This is a genomic window from Streptomyces marokkonensis, from assembly GCF_008312835.1.
Classification (GTDB): Bacteria; Actinomycetota; Actinomycetes; order Streptomycetales; family Streptomycetaceae; genus Streptomyces; species Streptomyces marokkonensis_A.
This window is the reverse complement of sequence record NZ_VSKS01000002.1, coordinates 18,995-37,225: the sequence shown is the minus strand read 5'-3', so window position 1 is coordinate 37,225 and position 18,231 is coordinate 18,995. Positions and strand designations below refer to the sequence as shown.

17 protein-coding genes are annotated in these 18,231 nt (G+C 73.3%); 5 read left to right on the top strand and 12 right to left on the bottom strand.

From position 1 onward, the window contains the following. The first annotated feature begins 152 nt into the window (after window positions 1-152). Window positions 153-1,070: a class I SAM-dependent methyltransferase gene (locus tag F1615_RS02955; RefSeq protein WP_149547279.1), complete on the top strand. Its 918-nt coding sequence runs from the start codon at window positions 153-155 to the stop codon at window positions 1,068-1,070. A 21-nt stretch (window positions 1,071-1,091) separates the two neighbouring features. On the opposite strand, the gene leuE is transcribed toward F1615_RS02955, so the two are convergent. After that, window positions 1,092-1,742 (bottom strand): leucine efflux protein LeuE, encoded by a 651-nt coding sequence (gene leuE / locus F1615_RS02950; protein WP_149547278.1) that lies wholly within the window; start codon window positions 1,740-1,742, stop codon window positions 1,092-1,094. Between the two features lie 65 nt (window positions 1,743-1,807). Continuing rightward, on the bottom strand, window positions 1,808-3,406 hold the full coding sequence (locus F1615_RS02945; protein WP_149547277.1) for an acyl-CoA mutase large subunit family protein: 1,599 nt from the start codon (window positions 3,404-3,406) through the stop codon (window positions 1,808-1,810). Window positions 3,407-3,710: 304 nt separating this feature from the next. Here F1615_RS02945 and F1615_RS02940 point away from each other — a divergent pair, with 304 nt between their 5' ends. Beyond that, entirely contained in the window at window positions 3,711-4,556 is an 846-nt protein-coding gene (locus tag F1615_RS02940) for a L,D-transpeptidase family protein (RefSeq protein ID WP_149547276.1), read from the top strand. A 187-nt stretch (window positions 4,557-4,743) separates the two neighbouring features. On the opposite strand, the gene F1615_RS35530 is transcribed toward F1615_RS02940, so the two are convergent. The 6 genes from F1615_RS35530 to F1615_RS02910 form a co-directional block, all read right to left on the bottom strand. Next, complete coding sequence (locus F1615_RS35530) at window positions 4,744-5,811, bottom strand: hypothetical protein (RefSeq protein WP_167533646.1); 1,068 nt, start codon at window positions 5,809-5,811, stop codon at window positions 4,744-4,746. Further along, window positions 5,811-6,473: an RNA polymerase sigma factor gene (locus tag F1615_RS02930; protein WP_149547733.1), complete on the bottom strand. Its 663-nt coding sequence runs from the start codon at window positions 6,471-6,473 to the stop codon at window positions 5,811-5,813. The genes F1615_RS35530 and F1615_RS02930 overlap by 1 nt, the downstream gene beginning before the upstream one ends. Window positions 6,474-6,861: 388 nt before the next feature. Continuing rightward, window positions 6,862-7,794 (bottom strand): hypothetical protein, encoded by a 933-nt coding sequence (locus F1615_RS02925; protein WP_149547275.1) that lies wholly within the window; start codon window positions 7,792-7,794, stop codon window positions 6,862-6,864. Window positions 7,795-8,003: 209 nt separating this feature from the next. Beyond that, on the bottom strand, window positions 8,004-8,621 hold the full coding sequence (locus tag F1615_RS02920) for an RNA polymerase sigma factor (protein WP_149547274.1): 618 nt from the start codon (window positions 8,619-8,621) through the stop codon (window positions 8,004-8,006). Between the two features lie 171 nt (window positions 8,622-8,792). Next, window positions 8,793-9,581: a DUF3152 domain-containing protein gene (locus F1615_RS02915; RefSeq protein WP_425385617.1), complete on the bottom strand. Its 789-nt coding sequence runs from the start codon at window positions 9,579-9,581 to the stop codon at window positions 8,793-8,795. A 242-nt stretch (window positions 9,582-9,823) separates the two neighbouring features. Next, window positions 9,824-10,252, bottom strand: a complete 429-nt coding sequence (locus F1615_RS02910) for a hypothetical protein (RefSeq protein WP_244328624.1) — start codon at window positions 10,250-10,252, stop codon at window positions 9,824-9,826. 287 nt (window positions 10,253-10,539) lie between these two features. On the opposite strand from F1615_RS02910, the gene F1615_RS02905 reads away from it, so the two are divergent. Further along, window positions 10,540-13,233: an FG-GAP-like repeat-containing protein gene (locus tag F1615_RS02905; protein WP_149547273.1), complete on the top strand. Its 2,694-nt coding sequence runs from the start codon at window positions 10,540-10,542 to the stop codon at window positions 13,231-13,233. A 130-nt stretch (window positions 13,234-13,363) separates the two neighbouring features. Here the strand turns inward: F1615_RS02905 and F1615_RS02900 are convergent, their stop codons facing one another. The 4 genes from F1615_RS02900 to F1615_RS02885 form a co-directional block, all read right to left on the bottom strand. Beyond that, window positions 13,364-13,759: a hypothetical protein gene (locus F1615_RS02900; RefSeq protein WP_208818236.1), complete on the bottom strand. Its 396-nt coding sequence runs from the start codon at window positions 13,757-13,759 to the stop codon at window positions 13,364-13,366. A 158-nt stretch (window positions 13,760-13,917) separates the two neighbouring features. Continuing rightward, window positions 13,918-14,478, bottom strand: a complete 561-nt coding sequence (locus F1615_RS02895) for a hypothetical protein (protein ID WP_149547271.1) — start codon at window positions 14,476-14,478, stop codon at window positions 13,918-13,920. 108 nt (window positions 14,479-14,586) lie between these two features. Continuing rightward, entirely contained in the window at window positions 14,587-15,093 is a 507-nt protein-coding gene (locus F1615_RS02890) for a hypothetical protein (RefSeq protein ID WP_149547730.1), read from the bottom strand. A 111-nt stretch (window positions 15,094-15,204) separates the two neighbouring features. Continuing rightward, window positions 15,205-16,821 carry a beta-N-acetylhexosaminidase gene (locus tag F1615_RS02885; RefSeq protein WP_149547729.1) on the bottom strand — a complete coding sequence of 539 codons (1,617 nt, stop codon included), beginning with the start codon at window positions 16,819-16,821 and terminating at the stop codon, window positions 15,205-15,207. A gap of 320 nt (window positions 16,822-17,141) precedes the next feature. Between F1615_RS02885 and F1615_RS02880 the strand changes: the two genes are divergently transcribed. Then, window positions 17,142-17,678, top strand: coding sequence for a 2-oxo-4-hydroxy-4-carboxy-5-ureidoimidazoline decarboxylase (locus F1615_RS02880; RefSeq protein WP_341873407.1), 537 nt, complete (start codon window positions 17,142-17,144; stop codon window positions 17,676-17,678). A gap of 169 nt (window positions 17,679-17,847) precedes the next feature. Continuing rightward, window positions 17,848-18,228, top strand: a complete 381-nt coding sequence (sdhC, locus tag F1615_RS02875) for a succinate dehydrogenase, cytochrome b556 subunit (RefSeq protein WP_078903214.1) — start codon at window positions 17,848-17,850, stop codon at window positions 18,226-18,228. Window positions 18,229-18,231: the final 3 nt, after the last annotated feature.

Genomic DNA, 18,231 nt, shown 5'->3' with positions numbered 1-18,231 from the left:
TCGCCCCGGCGCCATGGGGAGTTCGCCAGGTGTTCGGGTTCCGCTCGACTCCCCATCCCTTCCCCGCCGGCGGCGCCCGCCTAGCCTGTCCTCAACCCGTGAGCCACACCACTCCCACCGCGCTCTTCCGACGGATTGAGGTCTCCGGATCCATGAACACCCGCTCCCTGCTCACCACGTCCGTGTCCCGACGGCTGCTGCGCCCGGTCGCCGACCTCGTCGACCAGCGCATCGAGCGGCGGATGCGCGCCGCGGACGCCGCGGGCAGAGAGCGACTCCGCGACCTCGCCGAGACGGTGAAGCGTCAGCAGCTCACCCTCGATCTGCTGCTCGGCTCCTCCGGGCGCGGTCTGTCCCGGGTCGTGAGCCCGGGTCCGCTGAGCCGCCTGCACGACGAGGTGGCGGAGCTGGCCGGGGACCGGGAGGCCGCCGTCCGCAATGTCGCGGCCGCCTACCGGCTGCTGGTCGGTCTCGAATCGCTCGGGGCCGGCCGGATCGCCGGCGGGACCATGAACATCTGCGGCAAGCTCGGCACGATCCCCCTGCTGGACCCGCCGAACGACGAGGTCCTCGAGATCGGCACGCTCTACGGCATGTTCTCCGCCGGGCTGGTCCGGATGCTGGAGCGCGACGGGCGCAGCCCGAGCGTGACGATCGTCGACCCGTTCGCCGGTGTACAGCTCCAGCCCGGTACGCCGCGGCGCTCGGACCCCTCCGGCACCCCGGTCGACGAGCGGGCCGTCCGCACCAATCTCGCCCTGGCCGGTCCCGCGGGCGTGGCCGCCCGGATCCAGCGGGGCTTCTCCGAGGACCCCGGCACCCGCGCGGCCGTCTCGGACCGCCGCTACGGCGTGATCGTCGTCGACGGCGACCACTCGGCGGAGGGTGTCGCCAAGGACCTGCAGTGGGCGGAGGAGATCGCCGCCCCGGGCGGGATCGTCGTACTCGACGACTTCGGCGACCCCAAGTGGCCCGGCATCGAGGAGGCGCTGGACAAGCACCTCGCGGGCGACACCCGCCTCACCTGGCTCGGCAAGGCGTCACTGTCGGCGTTCCTGCGCGCCTCCTGAACCTCGGCGCACCCCGCGGGGTCAGGCGCTCGCCAGGGACAGCTTGGCCGCGAAGCCCAGGAACAGGGCACCGGCCGCCGAGGTCGCACCGGCCGCCAGCCGCCGCCTGCGGCGGAACGCGTCGGCCAGGCGGGTGCCGCCGAAGATCAGCAGCGACAGGTACAGGAAGCTGGCCGTCTGGAGCAGCGCGCCCAGGACGACGAAGGAGAGCGCGGGATAGGCGTACCCGGGGTCGACGAACTGCACGAAGAAGGAGATCAGGAAGAGGATCGCCTTCGGGTTGAGCAGCGACACCACCAGGGCGCGGCGGTAGGGGCGCTCCTCCGCGGGCGCGAGCGCGGGCACCTCGGCCGGTGCCGGCCCGCCCGGCGTCTTCCACATGTGCCACGCCGAACGCAGCATGCCGTACGCCATCCACGCCAGGTATCCGGCGCCGGCGTACTTCACCACCAGGAACAGCAGCGGCGTGGTGCTGAGCACCGAGGCCGCGCCGAGCGCCGCCAGCGTCATCAGGACGGCGTCCCCGGTGAAGACGCCGGCCACCGCCGCGTAGCCGGTACGGACGCCCTTGCGGGCCGCGACGGAGAGGACGTAGAGCGAGTTGGGCCCCGGCAGCAGGATGATGAGGACGAGCCCCGCCAGGTAGGTGGGAAGGTCGATGACGCCGAACATGGAGGGAGTGTCGCACGAGGGTGCGACACTCCCGCCAGGGGTATCTCAGCCCGCGAGAAGGTGACTCAGAACGCGTCGGTCGGCACGTACGTGCCCCAGACCTCCCGCAGCGCGTTGCACACCTCGCCCACCGTCGCCCTGGCCTTCAGGGCGTCCTTCATCGGGTACAGGACGTTGTCCTCGCCCTCGGCCGCCTTCTTCAGTGCGGCGAGGGCGGAGCCGACCGCCTGCTGGTCGCGCTCCGCGCGGAGTTTCGCCAGGCGGTCGGCCTGCTGGGCCTCGATGGCGGGGTCGACGCGCAGGGGCTCGTACGGCTCCTCCTCGTCGAGCTGGAAGCGGTTGACGCCGACCACGACGCGCTCGCCTGAGTCGGTCTCCTGGGCGATGCGGTAGGCGCTGCGCTCGATCTCGTTCTTCTGGAAGCCGTGCTCGATGGCGTTGACCGCGCCGCCGAGGTCCTCGACCTTCCGCATCAGCTCGACGGCCGCCGCCTCGACGTCGTCGGTCATCTTCTCGATGACGTAGGAGCCCGCGAACGGGTCGACGGTCGCCGTCACGTCCGTCTCGTAGGCGAGGACCTGCTGGGTGCGCAGCGCGAGGCGGGCGGACTTGTCGGTCGGGAGGGCGATCGCCTCGTCGAAGGAGTTGGTGTGCAGCGACTGGGTGCCGCCGAGCACCGCGCCCAGGCCCTGGACGGCGACGCGCACCAGGTTCACCTCGGGCTGCTGGGCCGTCAGCTGCACCCCGGCCGTCTGCGTGTGGAAGCGCAGCATCAGCGACTTGGGGTTCTTCGCGCCGAACTCCTCCTTCATCACCCGGGCCCAGATCCTGCGGGCCGCGCGGAACTTGGCGACCTCCTCCAGGATCGTCGTCCGGGCCACGAAGAAGAAGGACAGGCGGGGGGCGAAGTCGTCCACGTCCATGCCGGCCGCGACCGCCGTGCGGACGTACTCGATGCCGTCGGCGAGGGTGAACGCGATCTCCTGCGCGGGGGACGCGCCCGCCTCGGCCATGTGGTAGCCGGAGATCGAGATCGTGTTCCACTTCGGGATCTCGGCCCTGCAGTACTTGAAGATGTCGGCGATCAGCCGGAGGGAGGGCTTCGGCGGGAAGATGTACGTGCCCCGCGCGATGTACTCCTTCAGCACGTCGTTCTGGATCGTGCCGGTGAGCTTGTCGGCGCCGACGCCCTGCTCCTCCGCGACGAGTTGGTACAGGAGCAGCAGGAGGGCGGCGGGGGCGTTGATCGTCATCGACGTGGAGACCTTGTCCAGCGGGATCCCGTTGAACAGCACCCGCATGTCGTCGATCGAGTCGATGGCGACGCCCACCTTGCCGACCTCGCCGGAGGCGATCGGGGCGTCGGAGTCGTGGCCCATCTGGGTGGGCAGGTCGAAGGCGACCGACAGGCCCATCGTGCCGTTGGCGATCAGCTGCTGGTAGCGGGCGTTGGACTCGGTCGCCGTGCCGAAACCGGCGTACTGGCGCATGGTCCAGGGCCGGCCCGTGTACATGGTCGGGTACACGCCCCGGGTGAAGGGGTACGTCCCCGGCTCGCCCAGCTTCTCGGCCGGGTCCCAGCCCTCGAGAGCGTCCGGCCCGTAGACCGGTTCGATGGGCAGTCCACTCTCGGTGGATCGGGCACTGCCCGACTCGCGCGCCATGGTGTGATGCCTCCCGCTGAGCGGCGTTGCTCGCCCAGTACCCGTCGGTTGTCGTGGTGCCGGTACAGGCCGACCTGCGACGGACTGTAGCGGTGCGCGTGCGGCCCGGTGCAGGGGGGCACGCTGGGACCTTCCTCACAGCCGTGATGGGGCCTCGCTCACAGCGTCCACCTCGGCGGTCGTCCTGCCGGTCACTCACCACCATGCCCCTTTGTTCGGCGGCGGTCACGTCCGGGGAAAATCTCTAGTGAGATCCGGGCGCGGGCCGCTGAGACGACGGGGGGCTGTGGTGCGTAGTACGGGCATGGGGAGGAAGGGGACCGGCGGTCTCGCGGCGCTCACCGCCCTCGCGGCGTGTGCCGCCGGCTGCACGGTGCAGCCCTCCGGCGCGGACGGGGAGCGCCGGCCGCCGGTGCGGATCGAGGTGCCGGGCCGGACGCCGTCCCCGCCGGCGTCCCGGGCTCCGGACGGCGCCGGGAGCGCGTCCCCTTCCGGCGCCCCGTCGGCGCGGCGGGCGCCGCGCGTGCTGTGGTCCCCCGGTGACTCCGGGCGGGACGTGCGCGAACTCCAGGCCCGGCTGCGGCAGGTCGCCTGGATCTTCCACGGGCCCACGGGAACGTACGACGACCTGACGGTGGAGGCGGTCCGGGGCTTCCAGGGCAAGCGCGGACTGCCGAGGACCGGGGTGACCGACACCGTCACCTGGCGGCGGCTGCTCGCCATGACGCGCGAGCCGGGCACGTGGGAGCTGTACCTGATGGGGGGTCAGCCGGCCGACGCGCCCGACCCGCGCTGCCGTTCCGGCCGGGTGCTGTGCATCAGCAAGTCGACCCGCACCCTGCGCTGGATGATCGACGGCCGCACGGTGTCGACGATGCCGGTGCGCTTCGGCTCCGCGTACACACCGACCCGTGAGGGTGTCTTCCGCGTCTACTGGAAGTCCCGGCACCACGTGTCCACGCTCTACGACTCCCCCATGCCGTACGCCATGTTCTTCAGCGGCGGCCAGGCCGTGCACTTCTCTGCCGACTTCGCCGCGCGGGGATACGCCGGTGCCTCGCACGGCTGCGTAAACGTAGGGGACGAGGGGGCGATCGCCCGGCTGTACGGGCAGGTGCGCGACGGCGACAAGGTCGTCGTGCACTGGTGAGATGGGGCGCGGGCGGGACCGGGGGAACGTGTCCCGCCCGCGCCGGGTGCACGAGCCGCGGGTACGGGGGGAACCCCGGCTCCGTGCGACGGCCGATGACCAGTCGGCTCACTCATTACTGCGTCACGGGGGCCAGAAGTGTCACACCCGTCGGCGAGAAATTTTCAGCGGCCGACGAAAAGGCAGGTCAGGGCCGGTTTCCGGGTGCGTTTCCGTGGTCTGGCTGTCCGCTCCCGCCCTTGTCGGCACCGCGGTCCCTGCCCTGCCCCTGACCCTCGCTGCCTCCGCTGCCGTTGCCCTTGCCGTCGTCCCCGCCCTGGTCCTTGCCGGTGCCCTCGCCGGTGCCGTTCCCGGCCCCGGAACCGGTGTCGTCCGTGTCCTTCGCTTCCCCCGTGCGCTCGGCACCCCCCGCGCCGTTCGTGTCCTTGGTGTCCTTCGTGTCCTCCGCGGACAGCGCGTGCGCGCAGTACCCGCCGACCCGGGAGGGGCCGCCCGCCGCGTTCTCGAGGAGGCGCTTGCGCTCGCCGTTCAGCTGCTTGCCCTCGCGCCAGGCGCGGCAGGCCGACGCGATCAGCTTCCCGCCGCGTCCCGAACGGGCCGCGGGGTCACCGGCGTCCGGGCCGGGTTTCCCCGGCGCGTCGGCGTCCCCGTCGCCCCGGGCGTCCGACCCGTCCTCGCCCCGGCCGGCGGCGCTCTCCGAGTGCGCTCCCCCGGGCGTGGCTCCGCCGTCCCCCGGCGGGGACGACGGCAGAGGGCGCTCGGGATGCGTGGCGGTGGCGGTGACGGAGGCCGCGGGGCCGGAGCGGGTCTCGTCGGACGGCGTGGGCAGGACTCCCGCGCCGGCCAGGACCGCGGCGCCACCGACCATGCCGGCGACCAGCGCGGCGGCCAGACCGAGGCGCAGGGGCCGCCAAGGTCGGGGTCCGTCCGCGGTTCCGGAACGATCACCGCGGGCGGCACCGACACGGACCGGACCGGGGCCGGAGGCCTTCGTCCCGGCGTGGTGAGCAGTGTCCCGGTCCGCGCCGGCCCGCACCTGGCGTTCGGCCCGCGACGCGCGGAAGGCGGCCAGCGCGGCCGCCTCACCGGGGAGTTCCCCGTCGGCCGAGGGAGGCGGGCCGGAGAGCGCGCGGAGCGTTCCGGCGAGCCGTTCGGCCTGGTCACGGGTGGCGGGGTCGGCAGCTTCGGGTGGCTCTCCGTTCAGCAAGCGCTCCGCGGTCCCGCGGTCCAGCCACCTGTCCTGCTCGTCGGCCATCACATGTCCTTCTGCGTCCGCGTTCGCATCTGCGTCACACTCGCGGACCTCACCGTACGACGGCGTGGTTCTCTCTGGGGCGGAAGGGCGTCCAGCACCCCGGCGGATTCCGGATCGTCACCGAGCAGCTCCGCCAGCCGCTTCAGGCCCCGGTGGGCGGCCGTCCGCACGGCGCCGGGACGCTTGCCCAGCGTCTCGGCGGCGGACTTGGCGTCGAGGCCCACCACCACGCGCAGGACGACGGCCTCGGCCTGGTCCTGCGGCAGCCGGGAGATGAGGGAGAACGCGCCGTCGGTGGCCAGCGCCTCGATCGCCTCGCCCGCCGTGTCGGACTCGGCGGCCCGCCCCGTGAGCTCGGTCTCGTCGCCGCCGATCGCGGGGCGGCGTCCGCGCATGCGTATGTGGTCCAGCGCGCGGTTGCGGGCTATGCGGGCGGCCCAGCCGCGGAACCGGTCCGCGTCACCGGTGAACCTCTCCAGGTCACGGGCGATCTGCAGCCACGCCTCGGACGTCACGTCCTCGGCGTCGGGCTCGCCGACCAGTGTCCTGACGTATCCCAGCAGCCGCGGGTGCACGGCGCGGTACACCGTGCGGAACGCGGTCTCGTCCCCGTCCTGTGCCGCACGCACCGCGGCGGTCAGCTCCGCGTCGTCCCCCAGCACCGCGCGCGCCCTTCTGCGCCTCAGCCGGCGCCGCTCTCGCGGACCGGGTTGCTCGCCGTCGTGGTTGCTCAATTGGTGATTGCGGTCTCGAGGCCGCGGGCGGTTCGTGGTCATGTGTCCGCCGCAGCCTGGCGCGAAAGGCACGTTACGGCCTGAATCCTCTCCCCGTCCATGTCCGTCCAAGATGCAACTGACCCGTGACACAGGATGGTGTGACAAAAAACGCACCCCTGGCGCTGTAGAGAGTACGGGTCGCCGCGCGGCCCGTGCCGCGCGACGGCCGGGGCCTCTCCTGTGGGGGGTGGCGGCCTCGGCCGTTGCCTCGGCGGCAGCGGCGCGGGCGGGCGTTCGTCCGTCCCTCCCGTCAACAGGCTCCATGGGGCGTGCGTTACGGGTTCTGGGCGCCCTGTTTGGCGGGCTTGCCCGCGCTTCCGTCCGAACCGCTGCCGGCACCGCCGGAGCCGGCGGCCGGGTTCTCAGGGTTCTCCGCGTTGTCGGCGTTGTCGGCGTTGTCCGCGCCGTCCGCAGGGCCGACGCCGCTGCCCGCGTTGCCGTCCGCGTTGTCCGGGACGGTGTCACCCGCCTTGCCCGGGGAGCCGTTCCCGGCCCCGTCCGTCCCGCCGGTGTTCTTGTTCTCCGGCGTCCCGGTGCTCCCGGGCCGCGCCGTGTCCCGTTCCAGCTGCCCGGCACAGTAGGCGTCGACGTGCGCCGCGCCGCCCGCGGCCTCCGTCAGCCGCTTCCAGGCCGTCGCGTCCAGCGCTTCACCGCGCCCCTCGACCTGCTCGTAGGCACGGCAGCGGGCCTCGGTGTCCCGGGCCGTGCCGGGGCGGTCCGGGTCCGGCCGGTCCGAGCCGGCGCCCGGACCGGCGGACTTCGGGGTGGCGGGGGCGGTGGCGCCGGACGGCGCGCGGGTGCCCTTGCCGTCCTCCGCCGGTCCGTCCGTCGAGGAGCCCGTCACGCCGATCCCGGCGACCGCGACCCCGCTCAGGGTGAGGCCGGCGACCAGCGCGGAGAGCGTAGCCCTGAGCGAGTGGCTGCCGAACCGCCACCGACGGGCCCGCCAGTCGTCCCGGCGCCGGGTGCGCGCGCCATGCGCCCCCGACTCACGGGCGGCCAGGAACGCGGCGACGGCCCGCTCCTCGGCCCCGGCGTCCACGCCGCCGCGGATCAGCGCGGCGGCCAGCAGGGCCTCCAGTTCGGCCGTGTCGACGGCACGCCGCCCGCCGAGGACGGGAGCCGGACGGCCCTGCGCGGCCGCCGTGCCCTCAGGGTGCACACGCCGGCGGCCGCCCTGCCCGCCGTCGCTCTGCCGTTCACCCATGTGCGTTCCCGTCCCTGCTCGATCCACTCGATTCACGCGGCGCGCCGCGCCCGTGCGGCGTGCCCGCGTGGGCGGCTCCGCCCGGACCGACGGATACGTTCCGCGTGTCCGGCCTGTTCAGCGCCCGGCCCCCGGGGGCCGCCGTGGGCCGCCGGGACCGGACGGTCCGGGCCGGGCGTCGCCGCGCCGCCCGCCGTCCCGGCCCACGTTCATGTCGAATCACCCAGCGTCCGCGACGCCTTATCCGTCACACTTTCGACGCCGAGCTGCTTGGCCAGCCGTTTCAGACCCCGGTACGCGGCCGTCCGTACCGCGCCCGGCCGCTTGCCGAGGACGCGGGCGGCGGCGGGGCCGTCGAGACCGACCACCACCCGCAGCAGCACGGCCTCGGCCTGGTCCCGCGGCAGCCCGCCGACCAGTTCGAGGGCGTGCTCGGTGGACATGGACTCCATGGCCTGGTCGTAGGTGCTCTGCGGTCCGGGCAGGTCCAGCACGTCCTGTTCCAGCGCCGACGCCCGCGGCCGTACGCGCTGCCGGCGCAGGTGGTCCAGCGCCCGGTGCCGGGCGATGGTCGCCGTCCAGCCCCGGAAGCCGGCCCCGTCGCCCTGGAACCTCCCCAGGTCGCGGGCTATCTCCAGCCAGGCGTCCGACATCACGTCCTCGGCGTCGTCCCCGACCAGCCCGCGCACGTACGCGAGCAGTCCGGGCTGCACGAGGCGGTAGGCCACCGCGAAGGCGGCCTCGTCCCCCCTCTGGGCCCGCGCGACGGCCGCGCCCAGCTCCCCGTCGTACGCCTGCGTGCGGCGGGATTCCCCTCCGTGGCCCAAGAACTGTCCTCGTCCGTACCGAGCGGGTAGCGCATCGCTATCGCTTGGCGTGAGCACGTCCGACGGCGCCCACACCCCCACGGTCATCAGCGTCCGGCGCCACGAAAGTGTCACAGCCCGTCAGACACCGCGTGCGCGGCGTACGGGCCGGCCGGCGCCGCTGACCTGCCGTCAGGGAACGGCGGGACCGCCCAGATAGGAGCCGTCCCGCTCGTAGGGCCAGGCGTTGGCGGCACAGCCGTCCAGCCCCTTGATCTGCTGCATCATCGCGGGGGCCGGGCGTCCCGGTCCGGGGCAGCCCTCGTGGCCGTGTCCGATGCGGTGGCCGACCTCGTGGTTGACGATCAGCGCGCGGTACTCGCCGATCGGCCCGTCGAACTGAGGCGAGCCCAGCACCCACCGCTTGAGGTTGACCACCACGTCCGTGCCCACACTGCAGTTCACCTCACCGCGGGTCAGCAGGCCGGCCGCGCCGCAGATGCGGTCGGTCGTGCCGGGTGTGGCGATCTTCACGACGAAGTCGTACGGACCGGAGCCGACGAGCCGGAAGGCGTTCACACCGTCCCGGGTCCAGCCCCGGCGGTCGGCCAGGACCGCGGAGATCTCGGCGGCGGCCGCGCTCGCCGGGACGTCGATGCCGTCCTCGACCAGCACCATGTAGCGCCGGACGCGGCCGCCGGTGCCGACGACCGTTCCGTCGGCCCGCGCGGTGGTGAAGGTGCCGGGGCCGGTGGCGGGGACGGCGGTCCGCCCGGGCGATGCCGGGGCGGAGGCGGACGGACCGGGGGACGGGGGCGCGGAGGACGCGGAGGGCGAGGGGGAGGGGGAGGGCTCGGGGCTGTCCGAGGGGCGCGGCTCGGGGGCCGTGCCGGTCGCGAGGGCGTTGCCCTCCAGCATGTCCCCGGCGGCCGCGGCCGCGTCGTCCGGAATGGCGCCCCGCCGGTCCTGGTAGTACGCCACGGCGGCTCCCGAGGCGACCATCACGGCCGCGAAGGCCAGCCCGGCCGGTACGGTCCGCGTCCAGCGTCGCCCCCCGGCCCGTGACCGGCCCCGCGGGGAGCCGCGTCCCGGTCCGCTCCCGCGCCGGTCTCCGCTCCCGCGCCGGTCTCCGTCCCCGCGCCCCTTCCCGCGCCCTCGTCGTTCCCCGCGTCCGTCACGCTTCCCCACGACGGGAATCCCCCCATGTCTCTGTGTTCGTGTCGTCAGGCGGCGGTCCGGCCGGCCCGGCCGTGCAGCACCAGGTAGAAGGTCTGCAGCGACTCCTGCCGGCCCGCCTCGAACCGGTTGTGCACCTTGCCGACCGGGTTCCAGATGCGGCCGTCCGGCATCCGGACCCCGACCGGCTGGCCGAAGTACGCGCGCTGCCCTTCGTCGAGGTCCACCCACACTCCGCCCGCGCGGCGCACCAGTACCTCACCGACGTACGCGCCGAGCGCGAGCAGCGTTCCGCGCACCCGCTCGCGGTCCGCCCCGCCCTTGCGCAGGCCGTCGACCAGGGCGTCCACCACGCGCAGGCTGGCCACGGAGTAGTCCAGCGGCAGCCTGCTGCGGGCGGTCGCCCGGGCGACGAAGGCCGCCGCGTACGGGCGCATCTGTGACGCGCCCGGCACTCGCTCGTCCGCCCCCTCCATGGGACACCGCCCCTCCGCTCGCTCTGCCGGGCAACCCGGGACGGGTCCCCCCGGCAGACCAAGCGGGCGCGGCGCCGCGATCATCACGGGTCACGGACGTGGCGATCACCACACGGTCAACTCACAGTCCCTCTACAACTTTTCGACCTCCCGTACGTCCGTGAAGGCGGCCGGGGAATGCGCGGGTCCCGTGACCAGGACTGTGACGTTTGGCCAGCGCTTGGCGCTGTGTGAGTGCCACCTGTGGGACAGGTGGTGTCCATGTTCCTTGTCTAGGGGTGGGGTAGTTGAGTCCTCGCAGGACCCATGCGTACAAGCCGCTCAGCCTGAAACGGCGTGCGTGGCTGACCGTCGGAGCCGTCGTGCTCAGTGGCGCGGGCGTCGTCACGTACGCGGTGGCCGAGCAGTCGTCCGCACCGGCCGAGACCGCGGAGAAGCCGCGCGAGCCGAGCATCCACACACTGAGGCTGGAGGACCGGGGTGCCGGCCGCCGCGGTCTCGACCGGCAGACCACCGACCGCTTCAGCGCGGTGCTCGTGACCTGGGACAACCCCGAGGCGGAGGCCAAGGGCACGCCCGAGGTGCGCACCCGGGACCTGGAGACGGGCAAGTGGTCCGGCTGGCAGGAACTGGAGAACGAGGAGAACCAGGCCGACGGCGCGGAGGGCGAGCGGGCGGCGACCCGCGGCGGCACGGCCTCGGTGTGGACCGGTGACGCCGACGGCGTCGAGGTCCGGGTGGTGAAGGACGACGGCACCCAGGCGGGCGGCCAGCCGGCCGGCATGGACGTCAAGCTGCTCGACCCCGGCACGGACCCCGAGGGCGCCCCGGCGGTGGCCGGCATGGACCCGGTCGCGTTCACGGCGGAGACCACGGCCCCGGTGACGCCCGCGCCGACTCAGACGCAGACCACCGAGCCGCCGTCGTCGCCGCCGGCGACGGAGACGGCCACGGACACCGCGTCCCCGGCGCCGAGCGGATCCCCGTCGGAGACCGCCACGGAGACCGCGTCGCCCTCCCCGACGCCCACCGTCCCCGAGCCCCGCCCCTCGACGGTCGTGAAGCCGCCCGTCATCACGCAGGCCGAGTGGGGCGCGTCCACCGACTACGACGGCACGCCGAGCTACGGCACCGAGATCAAGGCCGCCGTCGTCCACCACACCGGTGTCGACAGCGACAACGCCGTGTCCTGCGCCGACTCGCGCGCCCGGATGCGCTCCATCCAGCAGGAGCACTTCGCACGCGGCTACTACGACATCGGCTACAACTTCGTCGTCGACCGCTGCGGCCAGATCTTCGAGGGCCGCAGCGGCGGCATGGACCTGCCGGTGGTCGGCGCCCACGACGTCGGCTTCAACACCGACACGCTCGGCATCTCGTACATCGGCAACTTCGAGAGCGCGCACCCGAGCCGGGCCGCGATGGACTCCATCGCGCGCGTCGTCGCCTGGAAGTTCGGGATGTACGGCATCGACCCGACCGGCAGGGTCACGCTGACCTCCGGCACGGACGCCGGGGTCAGCGGCAACAAGATCGACAAGGGTGAGTCGGTCACCCTGCCGCGGGTCTTCGGCCACCGGGACACCAACTACACGGCCTGCCCGGGCCTCAACCTGTACCCGAAGCTGTCGCGGATCGCCGCGCTCGCGAAGACGCCGGGCATCTCGCACGCCCTGGCCACCTCGGACCACAACCGGGACGGCCTCGCCGACCTGGTAGCGGGCACCCCGAAGGCCCTCAGCGGCGCCGGCAGCGTCACCGTGGTCCCCGGTGGGGTCGAAGGACCGGTCTCCGGTGCCGCCAGGACCCTCTCGCAGAACAGCACCGGCGTGTCCGGCAACAACGAGAACGGTGACGCCTTCGGCACCTCCACCGCCTGGGGCGACGTCAACGGCGACGGCCACGCCGACCTCGCGATCGGCGCCCCCGGCGAGGACCACACCTACACCGACCGCGGCTCGGTCGTGGTGATGTACGGCCCGGCGCTGAACACCGGTTTCGGGTACACCACGTCGGGTGTCACCGGCTCCGGCGCGAAGCTCGGCAGCACGGTCGCCGTCGGCGACTTCAACGGCGACGGCAAGGCGGACGTGTTCGCGGCCGGCTCCGGCAACGGCGGGAACTGGAACGCCCGTCACACCGGCGGCGCCACCAAGTACGGCACGCTCACCGGCTCCACGGGATCCCTCGCCCACCTGGACGCCGCGAGCGGCGACTTCAACCGGGACGGCTACGCGGACGTCGCCCTCAACTACCGCGACACCGGCGGCACCGGCCGCGTCGTCCGCTTCGCGGGCTCCGCGTCCGGCCTGGCCAAGGTGGGCGTCATCTCGGTCAAGGGCGGGCGCTCCATCACCGCGGGCGACTTCGACAACAACGGGTACGACGACATCGTCATCGGCCAGCCGTACACCGCCGAGTCCGGCAGCGCGTCCGGCGGGCAGATCACCATGCTGCTGGGCACGTCCAGCGGGTTCACCACCACCGGCATGAGGACGATCCACCAGAACACCTCGGGTGTCCCCGGCGGCGGTGAGGCCGGCGACGCGCTGGGCATCTCGGTCTCGGCCGGCGACTTCAACGGCGACGGCTACGCGGACGTCCTGGCCGGCTCCCTCGGTGAGGACCTCACCCGCGACGGCGTCAACCGCAAGGACGCGGGCAGCGCGATCCTCTTCCGGGGCGGTTCGTCCGGCATCACCGGATCCGGCTCGCTGTTCATCTCCCAGGACACCTCCGGCGTCCCCGGTGCCACGGAGTCCGGTGACCGGTTCGGCTCCGCGGTCTCCCTGACGGACCTGTCCGGCTACGGCCGCGCGGACCTGACGTTCGGCGCCGAGGGCGAGGACACGTGGGACGGCGCGGTCCTGTACCTCCCGAGCAACGGCTCAGGACTCGGTTACAGCTCCACGGTCTTCTACGGCAGGGGCACGTTCGGCCTGGCGGCGGACCTGCGGCTGGGCCAGACGCTGACACCGTGACACCGTGACGACGACGGACGGGGCCCCGCGCGACCCGCGCGGGACCCCGTCCGCTCCGTGTCCGCCCCGGTTACCGGCCGGCCGGCGCGTGAAGACGTCACACCGCGCACGGCCGGACGGCGCCGGGCGGTCACGGGTGCGGTCCCCCGCCGGTGGCGTCACGGCACAGCAGGCGCAGGGAACCGTCGTGGGTGTAGCAGCGCCGGGCCTCGTCGATCGGGTCCCAGAGGCGGCCGTCGGGGGTGCGGACCCAGTGGTCGCCGCCGGAGGACCACCACTCCCCTCCGGTCTGACGCACGATCACCTCGCCCGCGTACGCGCCGAATCCGCGCAGCACCAGCTCCACGGCGGCGTACGGCGCCGCCTCGCCGCGTATGTCCTCGATCATCCGGTCGACGCTCCACAGACTGCGCGCCGAGTAGTCGAGGCGCAGCCGTGCCCCTTCGCGCATCGCCGCCACCGCGTCCGCCGCCCAGCGGGCCGGCTTCGTCGCCGCCGAGGGCCTGGTCTCCTGCTGTGTCGTCACAGTCGTCGCAGTCGTCACATCCTCAAGAGCGCTGCGGCGAAGGGTTTCGTCACCCGGGTTCCGGAAGGTTCCCGCAACGGGCGCGGGACCGCCCCGGGACGGTCACATGACCCGCCGTACCCGGCGGCCCCGTGGACGTGCCGGGCCGGCCGGGGGTGTCAGCCGTCCCTGCGGCTGCGGCGGGACACCGCGGCGCGCAGCACCCGCCGTCCCTCCGTCGACACCTCCAGCGCACCGCGCAGCCCCGCCGGGCCGTGGGCGGAGAGGAGTTCCAGCACGGTGATCTGGCGGCGCAGTTCGGCGGCGAGGAGCGGTGACAGGCCCTCCGCGGCGCCCTCCCGGCACTCGTCGGCCGGGCCGGTTCCCCCGGCGCCGGCGCCGTCCAGCAGCCGGTGGATCCGCAGCGCGGCGAGGGAGCAGCCGTCGGCCCATTCCCGCAGCCCCGCGGCGGACCGCTCCGCGGGGGCGGTGACGAGCATCCGGTGCGCGAGCACCACGGCCTCGTCCGCGTCGCCCGCCGCGGCGTCCAGCTTGCCGCGCGTCTGCTCCAGCCGTTCGGTCCAGTCGGCGGGGGCGGCGTCCGCCGCGAGGCTCGCCCACAGCGGGCGCAGCACCTCGTCGTCGCCGCCCAGCAACGGCACGCACCGGTCCAAACAAGCCAACCCGCTCACGGCCAGCCCGCGCTCGTCGGCCTGTGCGATCAGTTCCACCAGGCTCATCCACGCCTCCCACTGCGGGTCGTCACAGGCCCCGGACGAGGCCCTTCACGGGCCTCATCCCCTACGGAGCCCGCATCTCCCCTTACTGCGTGCGACGGGCCCGGAGTGTCACTGGGGCACCACGCCGAGCCGGTCGAGAAGACGGAAGAAGAGATTTTCGGCCATCGGATCGGGGGCGGACCTCAGCACCTCGGCCACCTCGTCGGCGGACACGGTGTGGCCCGCCTCCTCGGCCCAGAAAACGGCGCGCTCGGCGGCGTCGGCGGGCTCCAGGAAGTAGTCGTCCACGGTCAGCCCCTCCCGCTGCCCGTCGAGGTACCCGGCCATGGCGTCCCGCGCCAGGCACGTCGTCCACGCCCCGCTCTCCGGCGACGCCGCCTCCACCACCACGCAGTCGCTGTCCATGACGTATCCGAAGAGCGCGGGCGCACCGGTCTCCCGGGCCAGGTCGTTCATGTTCCCGATGTCGCCCTCGCCGCCCGGGTACTCCCACACCTGCCATCCGTCCGGCGCCGAGGTGCGCAGGGTCATGCCCCCGGCCGCACCGGCCAGCGCGTCCAGTTCGGCGAGCGGCCGCTCCCCGCGGCCCACGACGAAATACCCCCAGTAGCCCATGTGCCGGTGTTCCCCCCGTGTGTCGGTTCGGATCACGAAAACACCACCACAGTCGTACGGAGGTCCGCAGGCTTATGCGGCAATCCGTCTGCGGACGGCAGGGCGCGGCGGTCAGCCCAGTTCGTCCGCCAGCTTCCGGAACTCCGCCCAGGACAGTTCGGGTTCGTCGGGGTCCCACAGCTTCTGCACGGTCGCCCGCAGCGGCATGCGGATGCCTGCCGCCACCTGCTCCTGGGTCTGGGAGCGGGGCAGGTCGCCCCAGACGGCGAACGACCCGCCGAGTATCTGTCGGTCGTACCGCTCCGGGACGGCGGTGGTGCCGCGCAGCACCCGCGGCGTCCACTGCTCGTAGATCCGTTCCCCCGTCGGGTAGACGAAGGTCAGGGGCTCGCCGAGCACGTAGTAGAGGAACTCGTCGTTGTGGTTGACGACCTCGCGGCCCTCGCCGAGGTACTCGGCCGGCTGCCGGGCGCCGATCTCCTTGCCGGTCCAGTAGGCGACCTGGATGTCCTTCGCGGCCCGCACCGACCCGTCCCGGAAGAATCCGTCGTTCCAGGCGCGGGGCGTGCGGCCGAGGGCGCGGACGGTGGCGGCCCGGTCGTTGAGCCACCCGGTGGCCAGGTCCTCCACGGTCGCGCCGGAGCCGTACTTCTCCCGCGCGGCGGCGGCCAGGTCCGGGAACGACGCCTCGGGGTCGTTCACCACCAGCGCCTGGTACTCGTCGCCGCCGAGGTGCCACTGTCCGCCGGGGAAGAGCCCGGCGTACTCCTTCAGCAGATCGTCGACGATCCGGGCGGACCGGGGTTCGGAGATGTCGATCGCGCCGCGCACGGCACCGCCGCCCGCGTCGCGGAGCTGGAGGTCCGGGTGGGCGGCGAGGACCGCGCCGAGGTGCCCGGGCGAGTCGATCTCGGGCACGACGGTGATGTGCCGGCTCTCCGCGAGGCCGACGATCCTCTTGACCTGCGCCTTGGTCAGGTGGTCCGCGGACACGATCTCCGGGTGCGTGTCGGACTCGATGCGGAAGCCCTGGTCGTCGGAGAAGTGCAGGCCGATCTCGTTGAACTTCAGGTCGCCGAGCTCACGGATCCGGTCCTCGATCCAGTCGGCGTCGTAGTGCTTGCGCGCGATGTCAAGCATCAGCCCGCGCCGCTGCTTGGCGGGTTCGTCACGCACCACGCCCTCGGGGGCGGCGCCGGTGCCCTTCACCGCCTGCTTGAGGGTGCGGGTGCCGTAGAACACGCCCGCCTCCGCGGGGGCGGTGACGGTCACCCGCCCCCCGCGCACGGTCATCGTGTACGACTCGGGGTTCGCGCCGGCGTCGCGGTTCAGCTCCAGCCGGAGGTCCCCGTCCCGCTCGTCGTCCTCCCCGCCCGCGTACGTCAGTCCCAGCTCCCCCGCTATCAGCCGGCCCTCGTCGGCCAGCACCGGATCGGCCACGACCACCCGGTGGTCACGCGCCGGGCGCCACCCCGGGCCGCGCTCCGCCGTGTGCGCGCGGACGGCGGGTATGGTGCGCGGCGCCTTCGACAGGGGGAAGAGGCGGCTGGGGCTCGGACGGGGACTCGCTCCGGGCGTCGTCCCGGCGGCCTCGTCCGCACCGCCGGGGCTCTCCGCGGAGGACGCCGCCGGCCCGGCGGACGCGCCGTCGTCGCCGGAGGTGGCCCACAGGCCGAGGCTCACACCGGACGCGGCCACCAGCGCTCCCCCGGCGACGGCCGCGACCAGCACCCGTCGCTCGCTCACCGCCCCCGCCGCCGAGCGCCGCCTGTGCTGCCTGTGCCGCTTGTGCTGCCTGTGCTGACTCACCCCGCCAACGTACGGCCCATTCGGGTGAGGGGTGTCGACGAGCCGTTCTCAAACTCTGCCGTACGGGTGAATCAGGGGTACCGATCGGACACCTCTCGGACTCACTCGATAACGTGACGTCACAACTCTCACAGCATCTTCCACCGACACACACGCGACGCCCACGAGGACCCACGCTGCCTGCGCACCGTCTCCCAGACCTCCCCGGCCGAGTCGCCATACCCGGACAGTCCCGCGGCGTGCCCGGCACCACGTCCCCGCTCGAGCGGTTCAACACCGCCCCCGCCCAGGACGCCGAGCGCGCCCTCCTGGCCTGTCTGCACAGCCCGCGCTGGGCCCTGCTCCTCGCCGGCCACCGCCCGTATCCCGACGTGGCGTCCCTCCTGGCGGCCTCGGACGAGGCGACGTACGACCTCTCCCCCGAGGAGCTCGCCGAGGCCCTCTCCGCCGAGGCGCTCCCCTCCCTCCCCGAGGACACCTACACGGCCGCCCACACGGCCCTGAACGCGGCCCACGCGGCGTACGAGGCGAAGTTCGGCCACGTGTTCGTGATCTGCCTGGACGGGGTCCCCGAGGACGAGGTCCTGGACCGGGTCCTGGAGGACATCCGGTCACGATTGGCGAACGATCCGGAGGACGAGCGAGCGGTGGCCGCCGAGCAGCTCCGGCTCCTCGCCAGGGAGCGGCTGGCCCAGACCCTGGGGGCGCGGGGAACTTCGCGACCGGTCACCAACGGGCCCGCACCCGGCAAACACGACAAAGTCCCGCCCCGGTAGCCCGGCCCGCACTCCTTTGAGTGCAACTTTGATCACACCGGCAGGCCCCCCGTGAGCGCCGCAGACACACGTCGCTACCATGCTGGGGGCCGGTGGACCGTACCCGGCCGGGCCCGACCGACAAGGAAAGCCGGCGCGGCCCCAATCCCCGCTCCCGGAGGAAATTTCCGTGCCGGCTGGAACGCTGTACCGCGGCCGGGAAGGAATGTGGTCCTGGGTGGCTCACCGAGTCACCGGCGTCCTCATCTTCTTCTTCCTGTTCGTTCACGTGCTGGACACCGCTCTCGTGCGGGTGTCCCCCGAGGCCTACGACACCGTCGTGGCCACGTACAAGACGCCGATCGTCGCGCTGCTGGAGTACGGCCTCGTCGCCGCCATCCTCTTCCACGCGCTCAACGGCCTGCGTGTCATCGCCGTCGACTTCTGGGTCAAGGGCGCCCGCTACCAGAAGCAGATGCTCTGGACCGTCGTCGCCCTGTGGCTCGTGCTGATGATCGGGGCGATCTACCCCGTGCTCGGCCACGCCGCTCGTGAACTGTTCGGGAGCTGACAC

What these genes read in the sequence shown, in the direction of transcription:
- F1615_RS02955 (WP_149547279.1), top strand. Translation starts at nt 153, where the DNA reads ATGAACACCCGCTCCCTGCTCACCACGTCCGTGTCCCGACGGCTGCTG.
- leuE (WP_149547278.1), bottom strand. Translation starts at nt 1,742, where the DNA reads ATGTTCGGCGTCATCGACCTTCCCACCTACCTGGCGGGGCTCGTCCTC.
- F1615_RS02945 (WP_149547277.1), bottom strand. Translation starts at nt 3,406, where the DNA reads ATGGCGCGCGAGTCGGGCAGTGCCCGATCCACCGAGAGTGGACTGCCC.
- F1615_RS02940 (WP_149547276.1), top strand. Translation starts at nt 3,711, where the DNA reads ATGGGGAGGAAGGGGACCGGCGGTCTCGCGGCGCTCACCGCCCTCGCG.
- F1615_RS35530 (WP_167533646.1), bottom strand. Translation starts at nt 5,811, where the DNA reads ATGGCCGACGAGCAGGACAGGTGGCTGGACCGCGGGACCGCGGAGCGC.
- F1615_RS02925 (WP_149547275.1), bottom strand. Translation starts at nt 7,794, where the DNA reads ATGGGTGAACGGCAGAGCGACGGCGGGCAGGGCGGCCGCCGGCGTGTG.
- F1615_RS02910 (WP_244328624.1), bottom strand. Translation starts at nt 10,252, where the DNA reads ATGGAGGGGGCGGACGAGCGAGTGCCGGGCGCGTCACAGATGCGCCCG.
- F1615_RS02895 (WP_149547271.1), bottom strand. Translation starts at nt 14,478, where the DNA reads ATGAGCCTGGTGGAACTGATCGCACAGGCCGACGAGCGCGGGCTGGCC.
- F1615_RS02890 (WP_149547730.1), bottom strand. Translation starts at nt 15,093, where the DNA reads ATGGGCTACTGGGGGTATTTCGTCGTGGGCCGCGGGGAGCGGCCGCTC.